A 14,388-nucleotide genomic window follows, 5' to 3' on the forward strand; every position below is an offset into this window, starting at 1 on the left:
GTCGGCCCTCGTCCGGTCAGCGCTCCGTTCGGGCGCTCACCGGGCGGGCGGCGTCCAGGCGGTACTCGGGGAGGGCGATGTCGCCGGCCTTGGCGAACTGCGCGGCGAGGAAGTTGCGCATCGGCCAGCGGGTCATCGACCGCATGGAGAGATCGCGCATACGGATGCCGAGGCGGCCCGTCGGAGCGAAGCCGGCGGCCCCGCCGGGCGGGAGCTCCTGGGCCTGGGTGACGTACGGACGCATCACCGTGTCGTAGCGGCGGAAGGCGGCCTCGTGGGCGCCTTCCGCCGCCGCCAGTTCACCGGCGAGGACGTAGGCGCCGACGAGGGCGAGGCTGGTGCCGAGGCCGGTCAGCGGGGTCGCGCAGTAGCCGGCGTCGCCGAGCAGCGCCACGCGCCCGCGCGACCAGCTGTCGAGGCGCACCTGCGCCATGGTGTCGAAGAAGAAGTCGGGGGCGGTGCGCATCGCCCGGAGCAGACGGGGGGTCTCCCAGCCGACACCGGCGAAGCGTTCCGCGATGATCCGCTGCTGGGCCGCGACGTCCCGGCGGTCGTAGGCGAGCGGCGGCGAGCGGAAGCTGAAACCGGCCTTGATCTCGCCCGGGAGGCGGCCGGGACGCGCGGAGACGACCAGGCCGCCGGGCGCGTTGTGCATCACGTACCAGCTGTCGAGGTCCAGCGTGTCGTGGGCGGTGAACCAGGCCGTGTAGAGGCCGATCGGGTGGGCGAAGTCCCGCTCCGGGCCGAAGGCGAGGGAGCGGGTGACGGAGTGCGGCCCGTCCGCCCCGACGACGAGGGCGAAGCGGCGCGGCGCGGCCTTCTCGAAGGTGACGGTGACGGCGTCCGCGTCCGTCTCCTGCTCGATGCCGGTGATGGTGTCGTCGAAGAGGTACTCCGTGTCCGGCAGGCTCGCCTCGTAGAGCAGGTGGGCGAGGTCGCCCCGCAGGATCTCGATCTCGGAGACGATCCCCTCGCCGCCGAAGCTGTCGGCGGGCACGCGGGCGGTGGTCCTGCCGGCCCTGTCGACGAGGGCGAGGCCCCGCTGGTCGACGGTGACCGCCTTCGCGCGGTCCATCAGCCCCATGCGCTCGATGACGGTACGCCCGGCACCGCGCAGGTCCACGGTCTGCCCGCCCTGCCTGGGCTCGGGCGCCCGCTCCACGACCGTAACCGCGAAGCCCGCCTTGCGTAGCCAGTACGCCAGCGCGGTCCCTGCGATGCCCGCGCCGCTGATGAGGATCTCGTTGTTCGCCATGCCGAGGAATGTACGCCGTACGCAGGGTAGTGCGCAAGCACCAAATGGCGCCTCCTACAGGGGTATTAGCGGCCGACCGCACTAGTACACAGCGAAGGCGAGGGGTCCTGGCACAGCGATCCCCCGCCCTCGGCCGCTAGGATGGAGCGCATCCAGGTGCACTAGTGCGGAGGAGTGTCGGTGGGCGGCGGACAAGCGGTACCGCGCTACAGCCAGATCGTCGGCGAACTGCGGCGGCGGATCGAGACGGGGGACCTGGCACCGGGCGATCGTGTGCCCTCGACCCGGGAGATCACCCGGCAGTGGGGCGTCGCCATGGCGACCGCCACGAAGGTGCTGACGGAGCTGCGCCGGGAGGGCGTGGTCCACGCTGTCCCCGGCGTCGGCACCGTCGTGACGACGCAGACGCCGACGCAGACTCCAGCCCCGGCTCCCACCCCGCCCCCCTCCCCCTCCCCCGCCCCGCGCGGATCCCGGCCGACTGCCCCCACCCGCCCCCGCGTACCGTCCACCACGACGCCGGCCGGCCAGACCGGGCTCACCCTCCCCCGGATCGTGGAGACCGCGGTCGCCGTCGCCGACGCGGAGGGGCTGGCCGCGGTCTCGATGCGCCGGGTGGCGGCGGAGCTCGGGGTGGCGACGATGTCGCTCTACCGGCACGTCACGGACAAGGACGACCTGCTGGTACGGATGATGGACTCGGCCATCGCCGAGTGCCCCCTGCCCGCCGTCCCGCCGCCGGGCTGGCGGGAGCCGCTGGAAGTGGCGGCCCGGCAGCTCTGGAGCCTGTTCCGCGACCATCCCTGGCTGGCACCGGCCCTGTCGCTGACCCGACCGCAGCTGATCACCTCGGCGATGACGTACAGCGAGTGGGTCTTGAACTCCCTGCACTCCCACGGACTCGACTTCCAGTCCGCCTTCACCGCGCACCTGACCCTGCTGAACTACATCCGCGGCCTCGCGCTCAACCTGGAGACCGAACGGGAGGCGGAGGCGCAGAGCGGCCTCGACAGCGAGGAGTGGATGGACACGCAGGAACCCGCGCTCCAGGCGACCCTGGACACGGGCAGGTACCCCGCGCTGGCCCGCCTCGCGAGGTCCGGATACGACTTCGAACTGGACGGCCTCTTCGAGTTCGGCCTCCAACGCCTCCTCGACGGCCTGGCCGTCCTCCTGGACGAAAAGGCCCCACCGGCCACCTGACCCCGAACGCCCGCCGCCCTCAGTCGTCGGCCACTTGGAGGGCCAGGGCGAAGAACTCGCCGTCCGTGCCCGCGAGGAGGCTGTCGAAGAAGGGGCTGAGCCCGTTCACGGCACCGCACGCCTCGTCGTGGTTGGTCCACCATCTGGCGTCCGGCCCGAGGATCGCCACCGCCTTCTTCGCCGCGCGCCCGGCGACGTCCTCGGGCAGGTGCCGGTGGCTCGGCCAGTACAGGTCGACGGCCGCGAGCCGGGCCAGGAACGGAGCCGCCTCGTCCGTCTCCAGCGGTTCCAGCGCGGCGCAGATCTCCGGGACGGAAGGCGGTACGTACCCGGGGAGGAAGCGTCGCCACGCCTCGTCCGCCGCCATCTCGGCCAACACCACGCGCACCTGCGCGGCCAGCTCCGGCAGATCGGGTTCGGCCTCGGCGAACCGCCCGACCGCCACGTACACCCGCGCCGGCGTGGCCAGCTCGGCCATGCACGCGCGCAGACCGCTCAGCACCTCCCCGTCGGACCTCACGCCGGCATGCTCCCGGAGGAAACCCCAGGCCGCGCGTCGCGCCGCCCGAGCCGCCCGAGGACCCGCTCGCGGAGGAGCTCGTACTCCGCGACGAGTCTGCGCCACTCGCTCACGGGCGGACGGGGGATGACGATGCCGGCGGTGACGCTCTCCTCCGGCCCGAACTGCTCCCGCGTGAGGTCGATCTCGACGCCCATCCCCAGCCGGTTCCACCAGTGGTAGTCCACGCGCTTCCCCTCGACATGAACCTCCCCGCGCAGCAGTTCACCGCCCAACAGGTCATGGACCACCATGGCGGTCACCCCACACTGGTCCCGCGCCGGGTTGTCCTCGGTCCACCGGGACCGGTACTCGGGCGTGCAGGTCTCGGCACTCCAGCTGCCGCGGATGGCCCGTTCGATGTCGGAGAGAAGCAGAGGCGTCATGCCGCCGATCCTGCCAGGCGGCACTGACAGCCACAGGTGACCGAGCGCGGCTTGCCTTCCAGCGCGCTCGAAGCTTTAGCGTCGGGGACATGACCACGACGAACCAGACGACGAAGAACCAGACGACGAACCAGCCGACGACCGACACGAAGACATGGCTCATCACGGGCGCGAGTTCGGGCCTCGGCCTGGCGCTCGCCGAGGCGGCACTCGCGGCCGGCGAGCAGGTGATCGGGACCGCGCGACGGGCCGACCGATTCGACGAGCTCAAGGCGCGGTACGGGAATCGGCTCCTCGCCGTCGAGCACGACGTACGCGACACGGAGGGAGCGGCCGCGGTCGTGCAGCGGGGGCTGGAGGTGTTCGGGCGCGTCGACGTGCTCGTCAACAACGCCGGTGCCGGACAGGTCGGCGCCGCCGAAGAGATCACGGATGCCGCGCTGCGGTCCATGCTCGAGCAGCACCTGTTCGGCCCGGCCGCCTATGTGCGTGCCGTGCTGCCCCACCTGCGGGAGCGTCGCTCGGGTGCGATCGTGCAGATGAGCAGCCAGGGCGGGCGGATGTCGTTCCCGGCCGTCGGCAGCTACTCGGCCGGCAAGTTCGCGCTCGAGGGCTGGTCGGAGGCGCTCGCGGGCGAGGTCGCGCCGTTCGGCATCCGCGTCCTCATCGTCGAGCCCAGTCGTTTCCGTACCGCGTTCAACGCCGCCGACGTACTCAACACAGCGCAGCGGAGCTCGATCTACGACGAGACCATCGGTGCCGTGCGCGCGAACATGGCCGAGGCCGACGGCATCCAGGAGGGCGACCCGGCACGCGCCGCCCAGGTGATCCGCGACACGCTCGACACGCCCGACGCGCCGCTCCGGCTCCCGCTCGGCGCCGAGGCGGTTCGCAATCTCACTCGCGTCTACCGTGCGGCGCTCGACGATGTCGAGAAGTGGGCGTCGGTGAGCGAGTCGGCGGACTTCCCGGGCATGCCGCCCGCGGTGCGCGCGTTCTGATCGATCGCCGTACGCTGTGGGCCATGGCCACTGAAGCGCTGATCGAACGTATCCTCGCTGCCGGCGGCGGCCCCTCCTCGTCGGCGATCGACGCGCTGCACGAGCTGCTCGACGACGCCACGATCGAAGCCTCGGCCACGCCCAAGAGCGTCGCCGAGGCCGCCCGGCTCGTCGGCCTGTCGACGCACACGCTCCGGTACTACGAGCAGGAGGGACTGGTACGGCCCGCTCGCAACGCCTCCGGCTACCGCAGGTACTCCGCGGTCGACCTGCGCCGCCTCGTCTTCCTCACCCGGATGCGCCTGTCCGGCATGACCATGACCGACCTCAAGCGCTACATCCTGCTCGTCGAGCAGGGCCCGAGCACCATCCCGGAACGACGCCGCATCATGCTCGACCAGCGCGACCGCATCACACGGCAGATCCGTGAGCTCGGCCTCGCCCTGGAGACCACCGAATACAAAATCCGCGTCTACGACGGACACCCGGAAGGCTGACGCCGGCCGGCGACGGAGACCGGGCCGGCGGTGGAGCACGCCGTCCCCCCTTCACTCCGTCAGCGGGAGAGGAACTCCTGGCGTAGGGCGTCCAGGATCTGGGCCGCTTCGGGGTGGCCGGTGTTGCGGCAGCGGGCTGCTGCTGTGGTGAGGCGGGCTATGGCTTCGTTGGTGCGCTCCAGACCGTTGCCTTCGATGAGGGCGGCTATGCGGACCGCTTCGGCGCGCGGGAGTTCGCCGGGGGTGCCGCCTTCCTCATGGGCGGCTATCGCGGACTCGGCTTCCGGTAGGGCTTCTTCGTAGCGGTCGGCCTCTGCCAGGACGCGGGCGCGGCGGTAGTGGATCTCGCCGCGTTCGTACCAGACGGCGAAGCCTTCGTCCTCGGGCGGGACGGCCGCGAGGACGGCGTCGGCTCGGGCGAGGTGTGCCAGCGCCGTGTCCGTGGCTTCGGATGCGTGGGTCTGCATCGTGAGGCGGGCGAATTCGCGCATCATCAGGATGATGAGGGGCGGGTTGGGGGCTTCCTCGTGGGCGGCGAGGGCGCGCTCGTACGCCTTGTCCGCCGCGTCCCAGCGGTCGGCCAGGGCGAGGGTCGTGGCGGCTTCGGCGGCCACCAGGGTGAGGACGGCGCGGTCCTCCTCCGGCCAGGCGGCGACGGTGTCCGCGAGGCGGAGCAGTTCCTCCGCGGCCGGGAGGTACTCCTCCAGGTCCCGCAGGCCCCGGCCGAAGGTCAGGCGGGCCTGGGCGAGGACGCGTTCGTCGACGCCGGACGCCGCGTCGTCGGCGAGGACGGACTCCAGGACGGCGACCGCGTCGGCCTGCTGCCCGGAGCGCGCGAGCACGTCGGCGAGCTGGAGGCGCGCCTCGGTGGCGTCACCGGGCTCGCCCGCCTGGTCGAAGCGGGCGGCGGCCTCGGAGAGGTGGCGTACGGCGCCGGTGGCGTCCCCGAGGTGCGAGGAGGCGTGGCCGAGCAGCAGGTACGTCGGCGCGAGCCGGAACGAGGTGTCGTCGTGCGCGACGGCGTCCGCGATGGCGGCGTGCAGGAGGTCCACCGCCTCCTCCGGCTGGTCCTGGGCGAGCAGGACCTGTGCGAGCAGGGCGCTCGGGCGGGGCCGGCGCCAGGGGCGTTCCGCGGCTTCGAGGTCCTGGAGGGCGCTGCGGAGTTCCCGTTCGGCATCCGCCATGGCGCCCCGTCGGGCCAGCATGTCCGCGCGGAACTGCCGCGCGTTGGCGCTCTGGTGCGGGTAGCCGAGGCGCAGGGCCTCGGAGGCGAGACGGTCGACGCGCTCCTCGAACCGCTCCGCAAGGCTCTCCGTGAGCTTCTCCGTGAAACCCTCGCGCTCTCCTTCCTCCGCCCCCTCCGCCTCCTCCCGGCCGTTCGCCCGGCTCAGTGCTTCGAGGAGTTCGTGGTACGCGGCGAAGGCGTCGGAGTAGCGGACGGAGAGGTACGCGAGGGCGCGCTCGGCACGCAGGTCGGATCCGAACGCGGCCTCCGCGTCGCCGAGCGGGCCGGCGTCGAACGGGGTCTCGGCGAGCAGCTTCTCGGTCTCGCGCAGCACCTCGTCGAGTCCGGTCCTGGCCGAGGCGTGGTCCGGGACGGCGTCGTCGGTGTCGGCGTCGCGCGAGCCGGGGCTGGTCGTCCAGGCGAGGGCGCGGGCCCGGGCGGAGAGCGCGTGCCAGGGCAGGCCCAGGTGCTCGTAGTGCGCCACGGCCGTGGCGAGTTCGGCGGTGCCGGCCGTGTGCCGGTCGTCCATCCAGAACTTCTGGCCGTTCTGCTCGGCGAGTTCGGCGCGGAGGAGGTCCTGCGGGCCGAGGGTGTCGTCGTACGGCTCACTGGCGTCGGCGAGGCGGTCGGCGATCCGCGTCCAGAGGCGGGCGTCGCCGGGGTGGCCGTCGCGGGACAGGCGGCGGGCTTCCCGTACGAGCGCGGCGAAGTCCTCGGGGATCTCGATCCGGGCGGCGGTCTGCGCGGCGGCCTGCGCCGCCGACGGCCCGGCGGTCGCGGTCCCTGTCACCGCCCCTGACCCTGTTACGGCAGCCCGCAAGCCCAGCGGCAGCGGCTCGTCAAGCAGTGGGCGGCGGGCGAGCCGGGTGCGGCGGTGGTCGCCGACGGCGCTGGTGCCGTTGCGGGCGTCGAAGGCGGCGGCCAGAGGCTCGGCCTCGGCGCGGACGTGGGCGAGGAGCGCGGCGGCCGTCCAGTTACGGCCGGGCGGGCCGGCGACGGCGGTGTCGTCGTGGCCGTCCTCGACGAGGCGGGCGAGGAGCACCTCGGCGCCGGTGAGGAAGGCGAGGCGCGCGAGCGGGGCGCCCGTCGCCTCGAAGAGGGGCCGGTTCTCGGCGAGGATCTCCAGGCCGCGGCCCTCGTTGCGGGAGAGCGCGCAGAACTCCAGGTGGAGTCCGACCTCGGCCTGCATGCCGGTGTTGCCGCGGACCTTGCGGTAGCCGGTGAGGTGGTGGGAGCGGGCCTCGTCCGCGCGGCCGGTGCGCAGCAGCGGGAGCAGGGCGCGCGCCTGGCTCATCTGCGGTTCCTCGCTGCACCCCTTTTCGCCGCCGAGGACGGGGCGCCAGATGTCGAGGGCCGCGGTGTCCTCGTCCTCGGTGACGCGGTGCCAGGCGTGGTGGCGGATCTCGCACGCCTCGCAGTCGCTGAGATCGGTGCGGGGCCGGGTGGCCCAGAGGTCGTACGCGTCGGCGACGCCGGTGCCGGTGTGGTGCGCGAGGTGGTAGCCCATGGCGGCCACGGGCTGGATGCTGTGGTCGGCCGCCTCGTACCGGCCGCGCATCTGGTCGATCCAGCCGCGGATCGTCGCCAGCGGCATCTCGGGGACCTGGAGGAGGGACGTCGTCACCCACTTGAAGCGCCAGAAGACCTGGTGGGCCTCGTACGGGCTGAAGGACTCGGGGGCGGAGTCCCAGAGCTTGAGGATGCGGGCGAAGGCGACGGGCGACTTGCGCTGCTCGCCGGTGAACTCGTACGCCGTCATGAGTTCGAGGAGCGCCGTGACGAGGACGTCCGGCTTCTCGAAGACCTCGGCGGCCTCGACGAGTTCCTCGGCGGTGACGGTGCGCGTCAGGCCGTGGGGGCGCTCGTGGTTCTCGCGGAGCGCCTCGACGACGGCCTCGGGAGTGTCCAGCATCTACAGTTCCTTCCGGGGCTCGGAGCCGGGGCCGGCCGTGCCGGGCTGGTGCATGGCGTGGGTGAGCAGGCCGATGAAGGCCCGGTTGAGCAGGGCGCTCTCGCTGGCGCGCAGCGGGCGGCGGCTCAGCAGCAGCGCCTGGCCGTAGAGGGCCTCGGCGGTGGTGACGGCGAGGCCGCGCTCGCCGATCGTGAGGGCCTGTCGCACCAGCGGGTTGAGGTGGTTGAGGACGAGCTGGGCGCGCGGGGCCTCGTCGCGGAGGGAGCCGAGGATGTCGGCCCACAGTCCGTCGCTGTCGGCGGCCAGGCTCGACCGGGTGCGCTCGTGCCGCGCGTCGCGGTTGTCGAGCAGCAGGGCGGGCGCGGTCACGGGCTGGAAGTCGCGCAGGACGACGTCGCAGTCGTGGACGCCGATCGTCTCGCGGGCGATCGCGAGGAAGGCGGCGGCGCGCAGTTCGGCGCTGGGGTCGACGGCGTCGAGGTGGGCGGTGACGGTGGCCGGGTCGAGGTCGGTGACGGACGTGCCGGGGCGGATCTCGGGCAGCCGGTGCACGAGATCGCGGTCGTAGGTGTAGCCGCCGTTGACGACGCCGAGGCCGGCGGCCGAGGCGATCGGCGCGACCTGCCGGAACTCCTCGACGCTGCGCGTCACGAGGAGCGTGGGGTGGGTCCGCGCGAACTCCTCCAGCGTGACGTTCCCGTCGGTGGTCTCGAACGGCAGCCAGGGCAGCACGATGCGCAGCAGCTCGTCGTCGTAGCGGGCGAGCGCCTTGACCGCGAGGTGGTGCGTGTCGATGAAGCGGTGCAGGAGGGCGGGGTCGCTGGCGGCGAGCCCGGTGAGCCAGTCGCGGATCCGGTCCCCGAGGGCGTCCCGTACGGCGGACAGCGTGCCGTCCTCGTACAGCGACTCGCGGGAGGCGGTCGGCCGCAGGCTGGTCGTGTCGACGACGCAGCGCACGAAGAACGCCCACTCGGGGAGCAGTTCGGGCGCCTGGTCGGTGAGCAGCATGCCCTTGAGGTGGACGCGGTGTCCGGCGCGCTGTGCCGGGCTCACGGCGGTCGGCAGGACGTACGCGACACCGCGCAGTCCGGCGGCGGGCAGGTCCAGCTCGATGGTGTCGAGCGGGGTGAAGTCGAAGAGGTCGCGGCAGTACGCGGTGTACGCCTCCCGCTTGGCCAGCGGCGAGCGGTGCGTCTTCTCCCACGGCGGCGCCTCGTTGACCCGGTGGCTGTCGCCGCGCGCGTCGACGACGGTGACCTCGTGGCGCAGGAGCCCGCCGTAGTGCCGGGCGAGGGAGACGACCCGCTGGGGGCTGGTCCACTCGGCGTTGTCGGCGCGCGGGACGAGCTTCACGGTGGTGCCGGGCTCGGGGAGCGTCGCCGAGGGCAGGGTGCGGATGGTGTAGCGGCCGTCGGAGTGGCCGCGCCACTCGACGGTGGGCGCGGCCGGGTCGGCGGCGGACCGGCTCAGCACGGTGATCTCGTCGGCGACGACGAAGCAGGCGAGCAGGCCGATGCCGAACTGCCCGATGAACTCGCCGCGCGCGGCGTCGAGCCCCGCGCCGTCCAGCGCGCCGTCGGCGGTCCGCTTGGAGCTGCGGCCGATGGTGGCGAGGAAGCGGTGCACATCGGCCTCGGACAGCCCGATGCCCGTGTCCGTGACGGTCAGCGTCTCCCCCGTCCGCACGGTGATCGTGCCGGGCGCGCCGGGGTCGAGTGCCTGCCGGGCGGTGATGGCGTCGACGGCGTTCTGGAGGAGTTCGCGCAGGTAGACGCGGGGGCTGGAGTAGAGGTGGTGGGAGAGCAGGTCGACCAGACCGCGCAGATCCACCTGGAAGGTGTGGGCGGTCTCGGAGGCCGGTGAGCTCGGGGAGGTCTCGGGATGGGACACCTGGCGCGGTCCTTCGGGGTGCGCGCCCCACGCGCTGGGGGCGGGGGCGGGGTGAGGGTGGAAGCGGAGTGAGGGTGGGGGTGGGGGTGGGGGTGGGGGTGAAGGTGCGGGTGGGCGTGAGAGGGGTGAGGGGCGGAGGGGGAGGTGGGGGGCCGGTACGGATGGGGGGCGCGGCGGCCTCGGAGGCGTACCGTCGCGGCTCGGGAGCGGCTCTCGCCCTGTGCCCGGCGCGGGATCGCACCCGGAGTGGCGGCACCGGAGCCGTACACGCGACAGCCCGTCCGGACCGCCTCCGCGCGCCCTCCCCTCCCTTCCCTTCCCCTCCTCTCCCCTTCCCCCCTCAGCGTCCGGCGCGGGCGCGGTGCTCCTTGTACGCCTTGGCCGGGTCGTCGCCGTCGAGGTAGGACCAGGGGAACTCGGTGACCCGCCCCTCCGTGGCGTGGAAGCACTCCCGGGCGGCGGTGAGGTCGCCGGCCAGGGAGAAGGCCATGGCGAAGGAGTTGTGGACCTGGAGCCAGCCGCGCCCGCGGACGAAGTCCCGGTGGCGGATGGAGTGGTCGGCCGCCTCGTGGAGGGAGCGGATGACCTGCGGCTGTCCGATGTAGCGGGCGTCGGGTCCGGAGTCGAGGGCGAGCCAGTGTTCCACGTGCGCGACGGCCACCAGTTGGCCGAGGAGCGTCCCGCCGGGCGCGCCGAAGGCGGCGGTGCGGGCGAAGTCGTGCATCTCCTCGTGGGAGCCGCCCCACTTCTCGCAGACCTGCTGCAACCGCTGCTGGTGGGCTCCCAGGTGGTACGGGTCACGGCGCACGGTCGCGTCGAATCGGCGCCGCGCCACCTCCTGCCCGACCTGGAGGCCGCGCCCGGTGACCAGGAGGCCGTACCAGGGCGAGGTCCAGCCGGGCTCGCGCTCGGCGACCTCGTAGAGCCACGTCTCGGCCGTGGCCAGCCGCTCGTGGAAGACCTGGAACTGCTCGCGCGACACGTGCTGGGCGCGGGCGGCCGTCCTGGCCTCCCAGGCCCAGCTGATGTGGCGGATTGCCGCGACGAGGCGCGGCAGCGGGGCCTCGGGATCGGCCGCCATGACGTCGGCGATCCAGCGCTCGACCCCGGCGACGTCCGCGACGGCCCACAGGAGGCCGGTACGGTCCTCGCTCTCGGGCCGCGCGTCGAGCACGTCCCGTACGGCCGCCCAGTCCTCGGCCACGGCGGCCTCGCGGACGCGCCGTACGTCCGGATCCCCGCCGTCCTCGTCGACGCGCGCGACGGGCCGGCCCGTCCATCTTCCCAGCGTGTTCCCCAGTTCACGGAGCAACGCCATGTCCCCACCCACCCCTTGCCGTGTTCGCACGGGGTAGCTGATGATTGGCTGATGATCGTCCCACCCCGTGGGTGTAGTGACTATCACGCGCGACCGACAATCGCACACCCATATGGGTCCACAGGTCAGGTCGCCAGGGCCGTCCCCTACGCCTACCCGGAGCCGGACCCGGAGACCGATGACGCCGAGTGGAGAGGTGGGAGATCGCGGCATGCGCGTGGTGCTGTCGACGTACGGGGCGCGCGGGAGCGTGGAGCCGATGGCCGCGCTCGGGGCGCGGTTGCGCGCCATGGGCGCGGAGGTGCGGGTGTGCGCGCCGCCGGACGAGGAGTTCGCGGAGCTGCTCGACGGTGCCGGTGTGCCCTGGGTGCCGGTCGGCGCGCCGGTACGTCCGCTGGTGACGACGGTACGGCCCGGATCCGCGGCCGGTCTGGCGCAGCGTGCGGCCGACCTGATGCACGCGCAGTTCGGGCCGGTCGCCGAGGCCGCCGAGGGGTGCGACGTGGTGGTGGCGACGGGCCCGCTTCCGGTCACGGCGGCCGCGCGGTCGGTGGCCGACGGCCTAGGCGTCCCCTACGTCTACGTCACCCACACGCCGGTCGTCCTCCCGTCCCCGCACCAGCCCCCGCCCGGCCGCCGGGGCCGCCCGCTGCCACCGGAGGTGAAGGACAACCGCGAGTTGTGGGACCTGGACGCCCGCCTCGCGAACGACATGTTCGGCGCCATGCTCGGCGCCTTCAGGGACGCGGCCGGTCTGCCCCCGGTGGCCGACGTCCGCGCCTACGCCTTCACGGACCGCCCGTGGCTGTCGGCGGACCCGGTCCTGAGCCCGTGGCCCGTGGGTTCTCTCGACGTCGTTGCGACGGGCGCGTGGCTCCGCCACGACACTCGTCAACTCCCCTCTACATTGGTGAACTTCCTGGAGGAGGCGGGCGCGCCGCCCGTATACGTCGGCTTCGGCAGCACGCCCCTCGGTACGCGCGCGCCCGGCGTCGCCCGGGCGGCCGTCGAGGCGATCCGCGAGCGGGGCCACCGGGTGATCGTCTCCCGCGGCTGGGCGGGCCTGGAGGCGATCGACGACGAGGAGGACTGCCTCACGGTCGACGAGGTCGACCACCGGGCACTCTTCCCTCGCGTGGCCGCGGTCGTCCACCACGGCAGCGCCGGCACCACGACGACCGCTGCCCGGGCCGGCGTACCGCAGGTGATCGTCCCCCAGTCCGGCGACCAGCCGTACTGGGCGGACCGAGTGACCGCCCTAGGCATCGGCGCGACCCACACCCACCCGACCTCGACCCCGACCCCCGAGTCCCTCTCCTCCGCCTTGGCGACGGCCCTGCACCCCGCGACCCGGAGGCGCGCGAAGGCCGTAGGCGGCACGGTTCGGGGCGACGGGGCTTCGGTGGCCGCGCGGTTGCTGCACGAGGCCGTTGACCGACACAGCGCCGGATCCGCCCGCTAGCCTCTGCCTGATCGCAGAGCGAGAGGAAGGGGGCGCGGGGCGCGTGGTGTTGAGGGAGACGGACCCTGAACGTGATCGTGCACATCCTGAGCGGCTCGTACGAGCCTGGAGCGTTCGCCGGCAGGACGAACTGAGCGGCGGGGGGCTGGGGAGTGCGCCGGTTCAGCTGTCCGTCGCGTGCTGCGCGCAGGAGGCCAGCAGGGTCGCGAAGGCATCGCCGGCGGGGTCGGCGGAGTCTGCGGGGAACTGCCGTACGGCGGCGTCGCGGGTCGGTGAGGTGATCACGTAGCTCCTTGCCCGGAGGGAGAGCCCCCAGGGCTCTCGGGTGTGCGCCCGTGCCAGGACACGGCCGCATCGCTCGCAGGCGATCCACGGTACGAGGACATCGGCACCCGCCACGGCCTCCACCCCCGCCTCCACAAGTCGCACCCGGGACGGCTTCCCGTCGCCCCGGCACTGGAGCAGCTGGGGCGTGAGGGTTTCCCTCTCGCCCCAACCCTCCGCGATGACGGAGATCTCGGCCCTCACCGTCTCGCTGATGGGCACCTGGTGGGCGAGCAGGCCGGAGACGAGCAGCGCGAGGCCCGCTTCCTGTTCGCCGATGGACCAGCAGTCCCTGACGCCCTCGGCCCCGGCCTCCGGCAGCAGGGCGGCGAGCCGGTTCCAGACGGCGGCTTCTTCGGTCATCCGGCAGACGTTACCCGAGGCGCTGTGAGACAGGCCGGGGGCTACGGGCCTAGGTTCCTGAGCATGACCGACACCGATTCCTCCGCCCGGACCGAGATCACCGCCGCGCTGGTACGGGAGTTGCTGCGCGAGCAGCACCCCGACCTGGCCGGCCTGCCGGTGCGGCTCGGTGCGCGCGGCTGGGACAATCAACTGTGGCGTCTGGGCGACGACTTGGCGGTACGGCTGCCCTGGGCGACGGACGACGCGGACGCGCTGCTCCGCAAGGAACACACTTGGGTGCCGACGCTGGCGCCGGGGCTTCCGCTCCCGGCTCCGGTACCCCAGCGGCTCGGGGAACCCTCGGAGCGGTTCCCGCGCCCGTGGCTCGTCACCACCTGGGTGCCGGGCACGCCGGCCGACCGCGAGCCCGTGACGCGCGGCGCGGAGGCGGCCGACAGCCTGGCGGCGTTCCTGACCGCCCTCCACCGGCCCGCGCCGGACGGGGCACCCGCCGGGCGCGGGCGCGGAGGGCCGCTCGCGGAGCACGAGGGGCCGTTCGCCGAAGGGCTCGCCGCGGCGGCCGGGATGGGCCTGATCCCCGATCCCGACGCGGTCCGGGCCGTGTGGGACGACGCCGTCGCCGCACCCGCCTGGACGGGTCCGGCGCTGTGGCTCCACGGCGACCTCCACCCGGCCAACGTCCTCACCTCGGACGGCACCTTCTGTGGCGTGATCGACTTCGGCGACCTGTGCGCGGGCGACCCGGCCTGCGACCTCGCCTCCGCCTGGATCCTCCTCCCGGACGGCGCCACCGACCGATTCCACCACGCCTACCGCCCCGCGCCGGACCCAGCGACGCTCCGCCGCGCACGAGGCTGGGCCGTCCTCCGCGCCATCAGTGGCCTCCTCATCGGCGAGGCCGGCGTCCAAGGCCGCCCCGGCGGCAAACCCACCTGGGCCCCACCCGCCGCCCACTCCCTCCGCCGCCTCACCGCACCCATCGGCTAGGGC

The 14,388-nt window shown here is 73.4% G+C and carries 12 protein-coding genes; 5 read left to right on the plus strand and 7 right to left on the minus strand.

Annotated elements, in window-relative coordinates; translation table 11 throughout:
* Positions 1-16: 16 nt before the first annotated feature.
* Positions 17-1,255, minus strand: coding sequence for an FAD-dependent monooxygenase (locus tag ACFXMG_RS03105; RefSeq protein WP_383820661.1), 1,239 nt, complete (start codon positions 1,253-1,255; stop codon positions 17-19).
* 180 nt (positions 1,256-1,435) lie between these two features.
* Between ACFXMG_RS03105 and ACFXMG_RS03110 the strand changes: the two genes are divergently transcribed.
* Complete coding sequence (locus ACFXMG_RS03110) at positions 1,436-2,458, plus strand: TetR/AcrR family transcriptional regulator C-terminal domain-containing protein (RefSeq protein ID WP_383820658.1); 1,023 nt, start codon at positions 1,436-1,438, stop codon at positions 2,456-2,458.
* 19 nt (positions 2,459-2,477) lie between these two features.
* Here the strand turns inward: ACFXMG_RS03110 and ACFXMG_RS03115 are convergent, their stop codons facing one another.
* Positions 2,478-2,978, minus strand: a complete 501-nt coding sequence (locus ACFXMG_RS03115; RefSeq protein WP_383820656.1) for a hypothetical protein — start codon at positions 2,976-2,978, stop codon at positions 2,478-2,480.
* The gene (locus ACFXMG_RS03120) at positions 2,975-3,403 is read right to left on the minus strand and encodes a hypothetical protein (protein WP_383820653.1); all 429 of its coding nucleotides are present in this window, start codon (positions 3,401-3,403) and stop codon (positions 2,975-2,977) included. Before ACFXMG_RS03120 ends, ACFXMG_RS03115 begins: the two co-directional genes overlap by 4 nt.
* An 89-nt stretch (positions 3,404-3,492) precedes the next feature.
* Here ACFXMG_RS03120 and ACFXMG_RS03125 point away from each other — a divergent pair, with 89 nt between their 5' ends.
* Both ACFXMG_RS03125 and ACFXMG_RS03130 read left to right on the plus strand, forming a co-directional pair.
* Entirely contained in the window at positions 3,493-4,404 is a 912-nt protein-coding gene (locus ACFXMG_RS03125; protein ID WP_383820651.1) for an SDR family NAD(P)-dependent oxidoreductase, read from the plus strand.
* Positions 4,405-4,427: 23 nt separating this feature from the next.
* Positions 4,428-4,901 carry a MerR family transcriptional regulator gene (locus ACFXMG_RS03130; protein ID WP_383820649.1) on the plus strand — a complete coding sequence of 158 codons (474 nt, stop codon included), beginning with the start codon at positions 4,428-4,430 and terminating at the stop codon, positions 4,899-4,901.
* Between the two features lie 59 nt (positions 4,902-4,960).
* On the opposite strand, the gene ACFXMG_RS03135 is transcribed toward ACFXMG_RS03130, so the two are convergent.
* The 3 genes from ACFXMG_RS03135 to ACFXMG_RS03145 all read right to left on the minus strand — a co-directional run bounded on the left by ACFXMG_RS03135 (position 4,961) and on the right by ACFXMG_RS03145 (position 11,246).
* Positions 4,961-8,038: a hypothetical protein gene (locus tag ACFXMG_RS03135; protein WP_383820646.1), complete on the minus strand. Its 3,078-nt coding sequence runs from the start codon at positions 8,036-8,038 to the stop codon at positions 4,961-4,963.
* A complete protein-coding gene (locus ACFXMG_RS03140; RefSeq protein ID WP_383820643.1) occupies positions 8,039-9,928 on the minus strand; it encodes an HSP90 family protein in 1,890 nt (629 codons plus the stop codon). It abuts the gene before it with no gap.
* Positions 9,929-10,268: 340 nt separating this feature from the next.
* Positions 10,269-11,246, minus strand: a complete 978-nt coding sequence (locus tag ACFXMG_RS03145; RefSeq protein ID WP_383820640.1) for a hypothetical protein — start codon at positions 11,244-11,246, stop codon at positions 10,269-10,271.
* 211 nt (positions 11,247-11,457) lie between these two features.
* Here ACFXMG_RS03145 and ACFXMG_RS03150 point away from each other — a divergent pair, with 211 nt between their 5' ends.
* Entirely contained in the window at positions 11,458-12,708 is a 1,251-nt protein-coding gene (locus ACFXMG_RS03150; RefSeq protein WP_383820637.1) for a glycosyltransferase, read from the plus strand.
* Positions 12,709-12,870: 162 nt separating this feature from the next.
* On the opposite strand, the gene ACFXMG_RS03155 is transcribed toward ACFXMG_RS03150, so the two are convergent.
* Entirely contained in the window at positions 12,871-13,395 is a 525-nt protein-coding gene (locus ACFXMG_RS03155; protein WP_383820634.1) for a hypothetical protein, read from the minus strand.
* Positions 13,396-13,458: 63 nt separating this feature from the next.
* On the opposite strand from ACFXMG_RS03155, the gene ACFXMG_RS03160 reads away from it, so the two are divergent.
* Positions 13,459-14,385 (plus strand): aminoglycoside phosphotransferase family protein, encoded by a 927-nt coding sequence (locus ACFXMG_RS03160; RefSeq protein ID WP_383820631.1) that lies wholly within the window; start codon positions 13,459-13,461, stop codon positions 14,383-14,385.
* Positions 14,386-14,388 lie beyond the last annotated feature (3 nt).

The sequence above is a fragment of the Streptomyces sp. NPDC059201 genome, assembly GCF_042754585.1.
Lineage (GTDB): Bacteria > Actinomycetota > Actinomycetes > Streptomycetales > Streptomycetaceae > Streptomyces.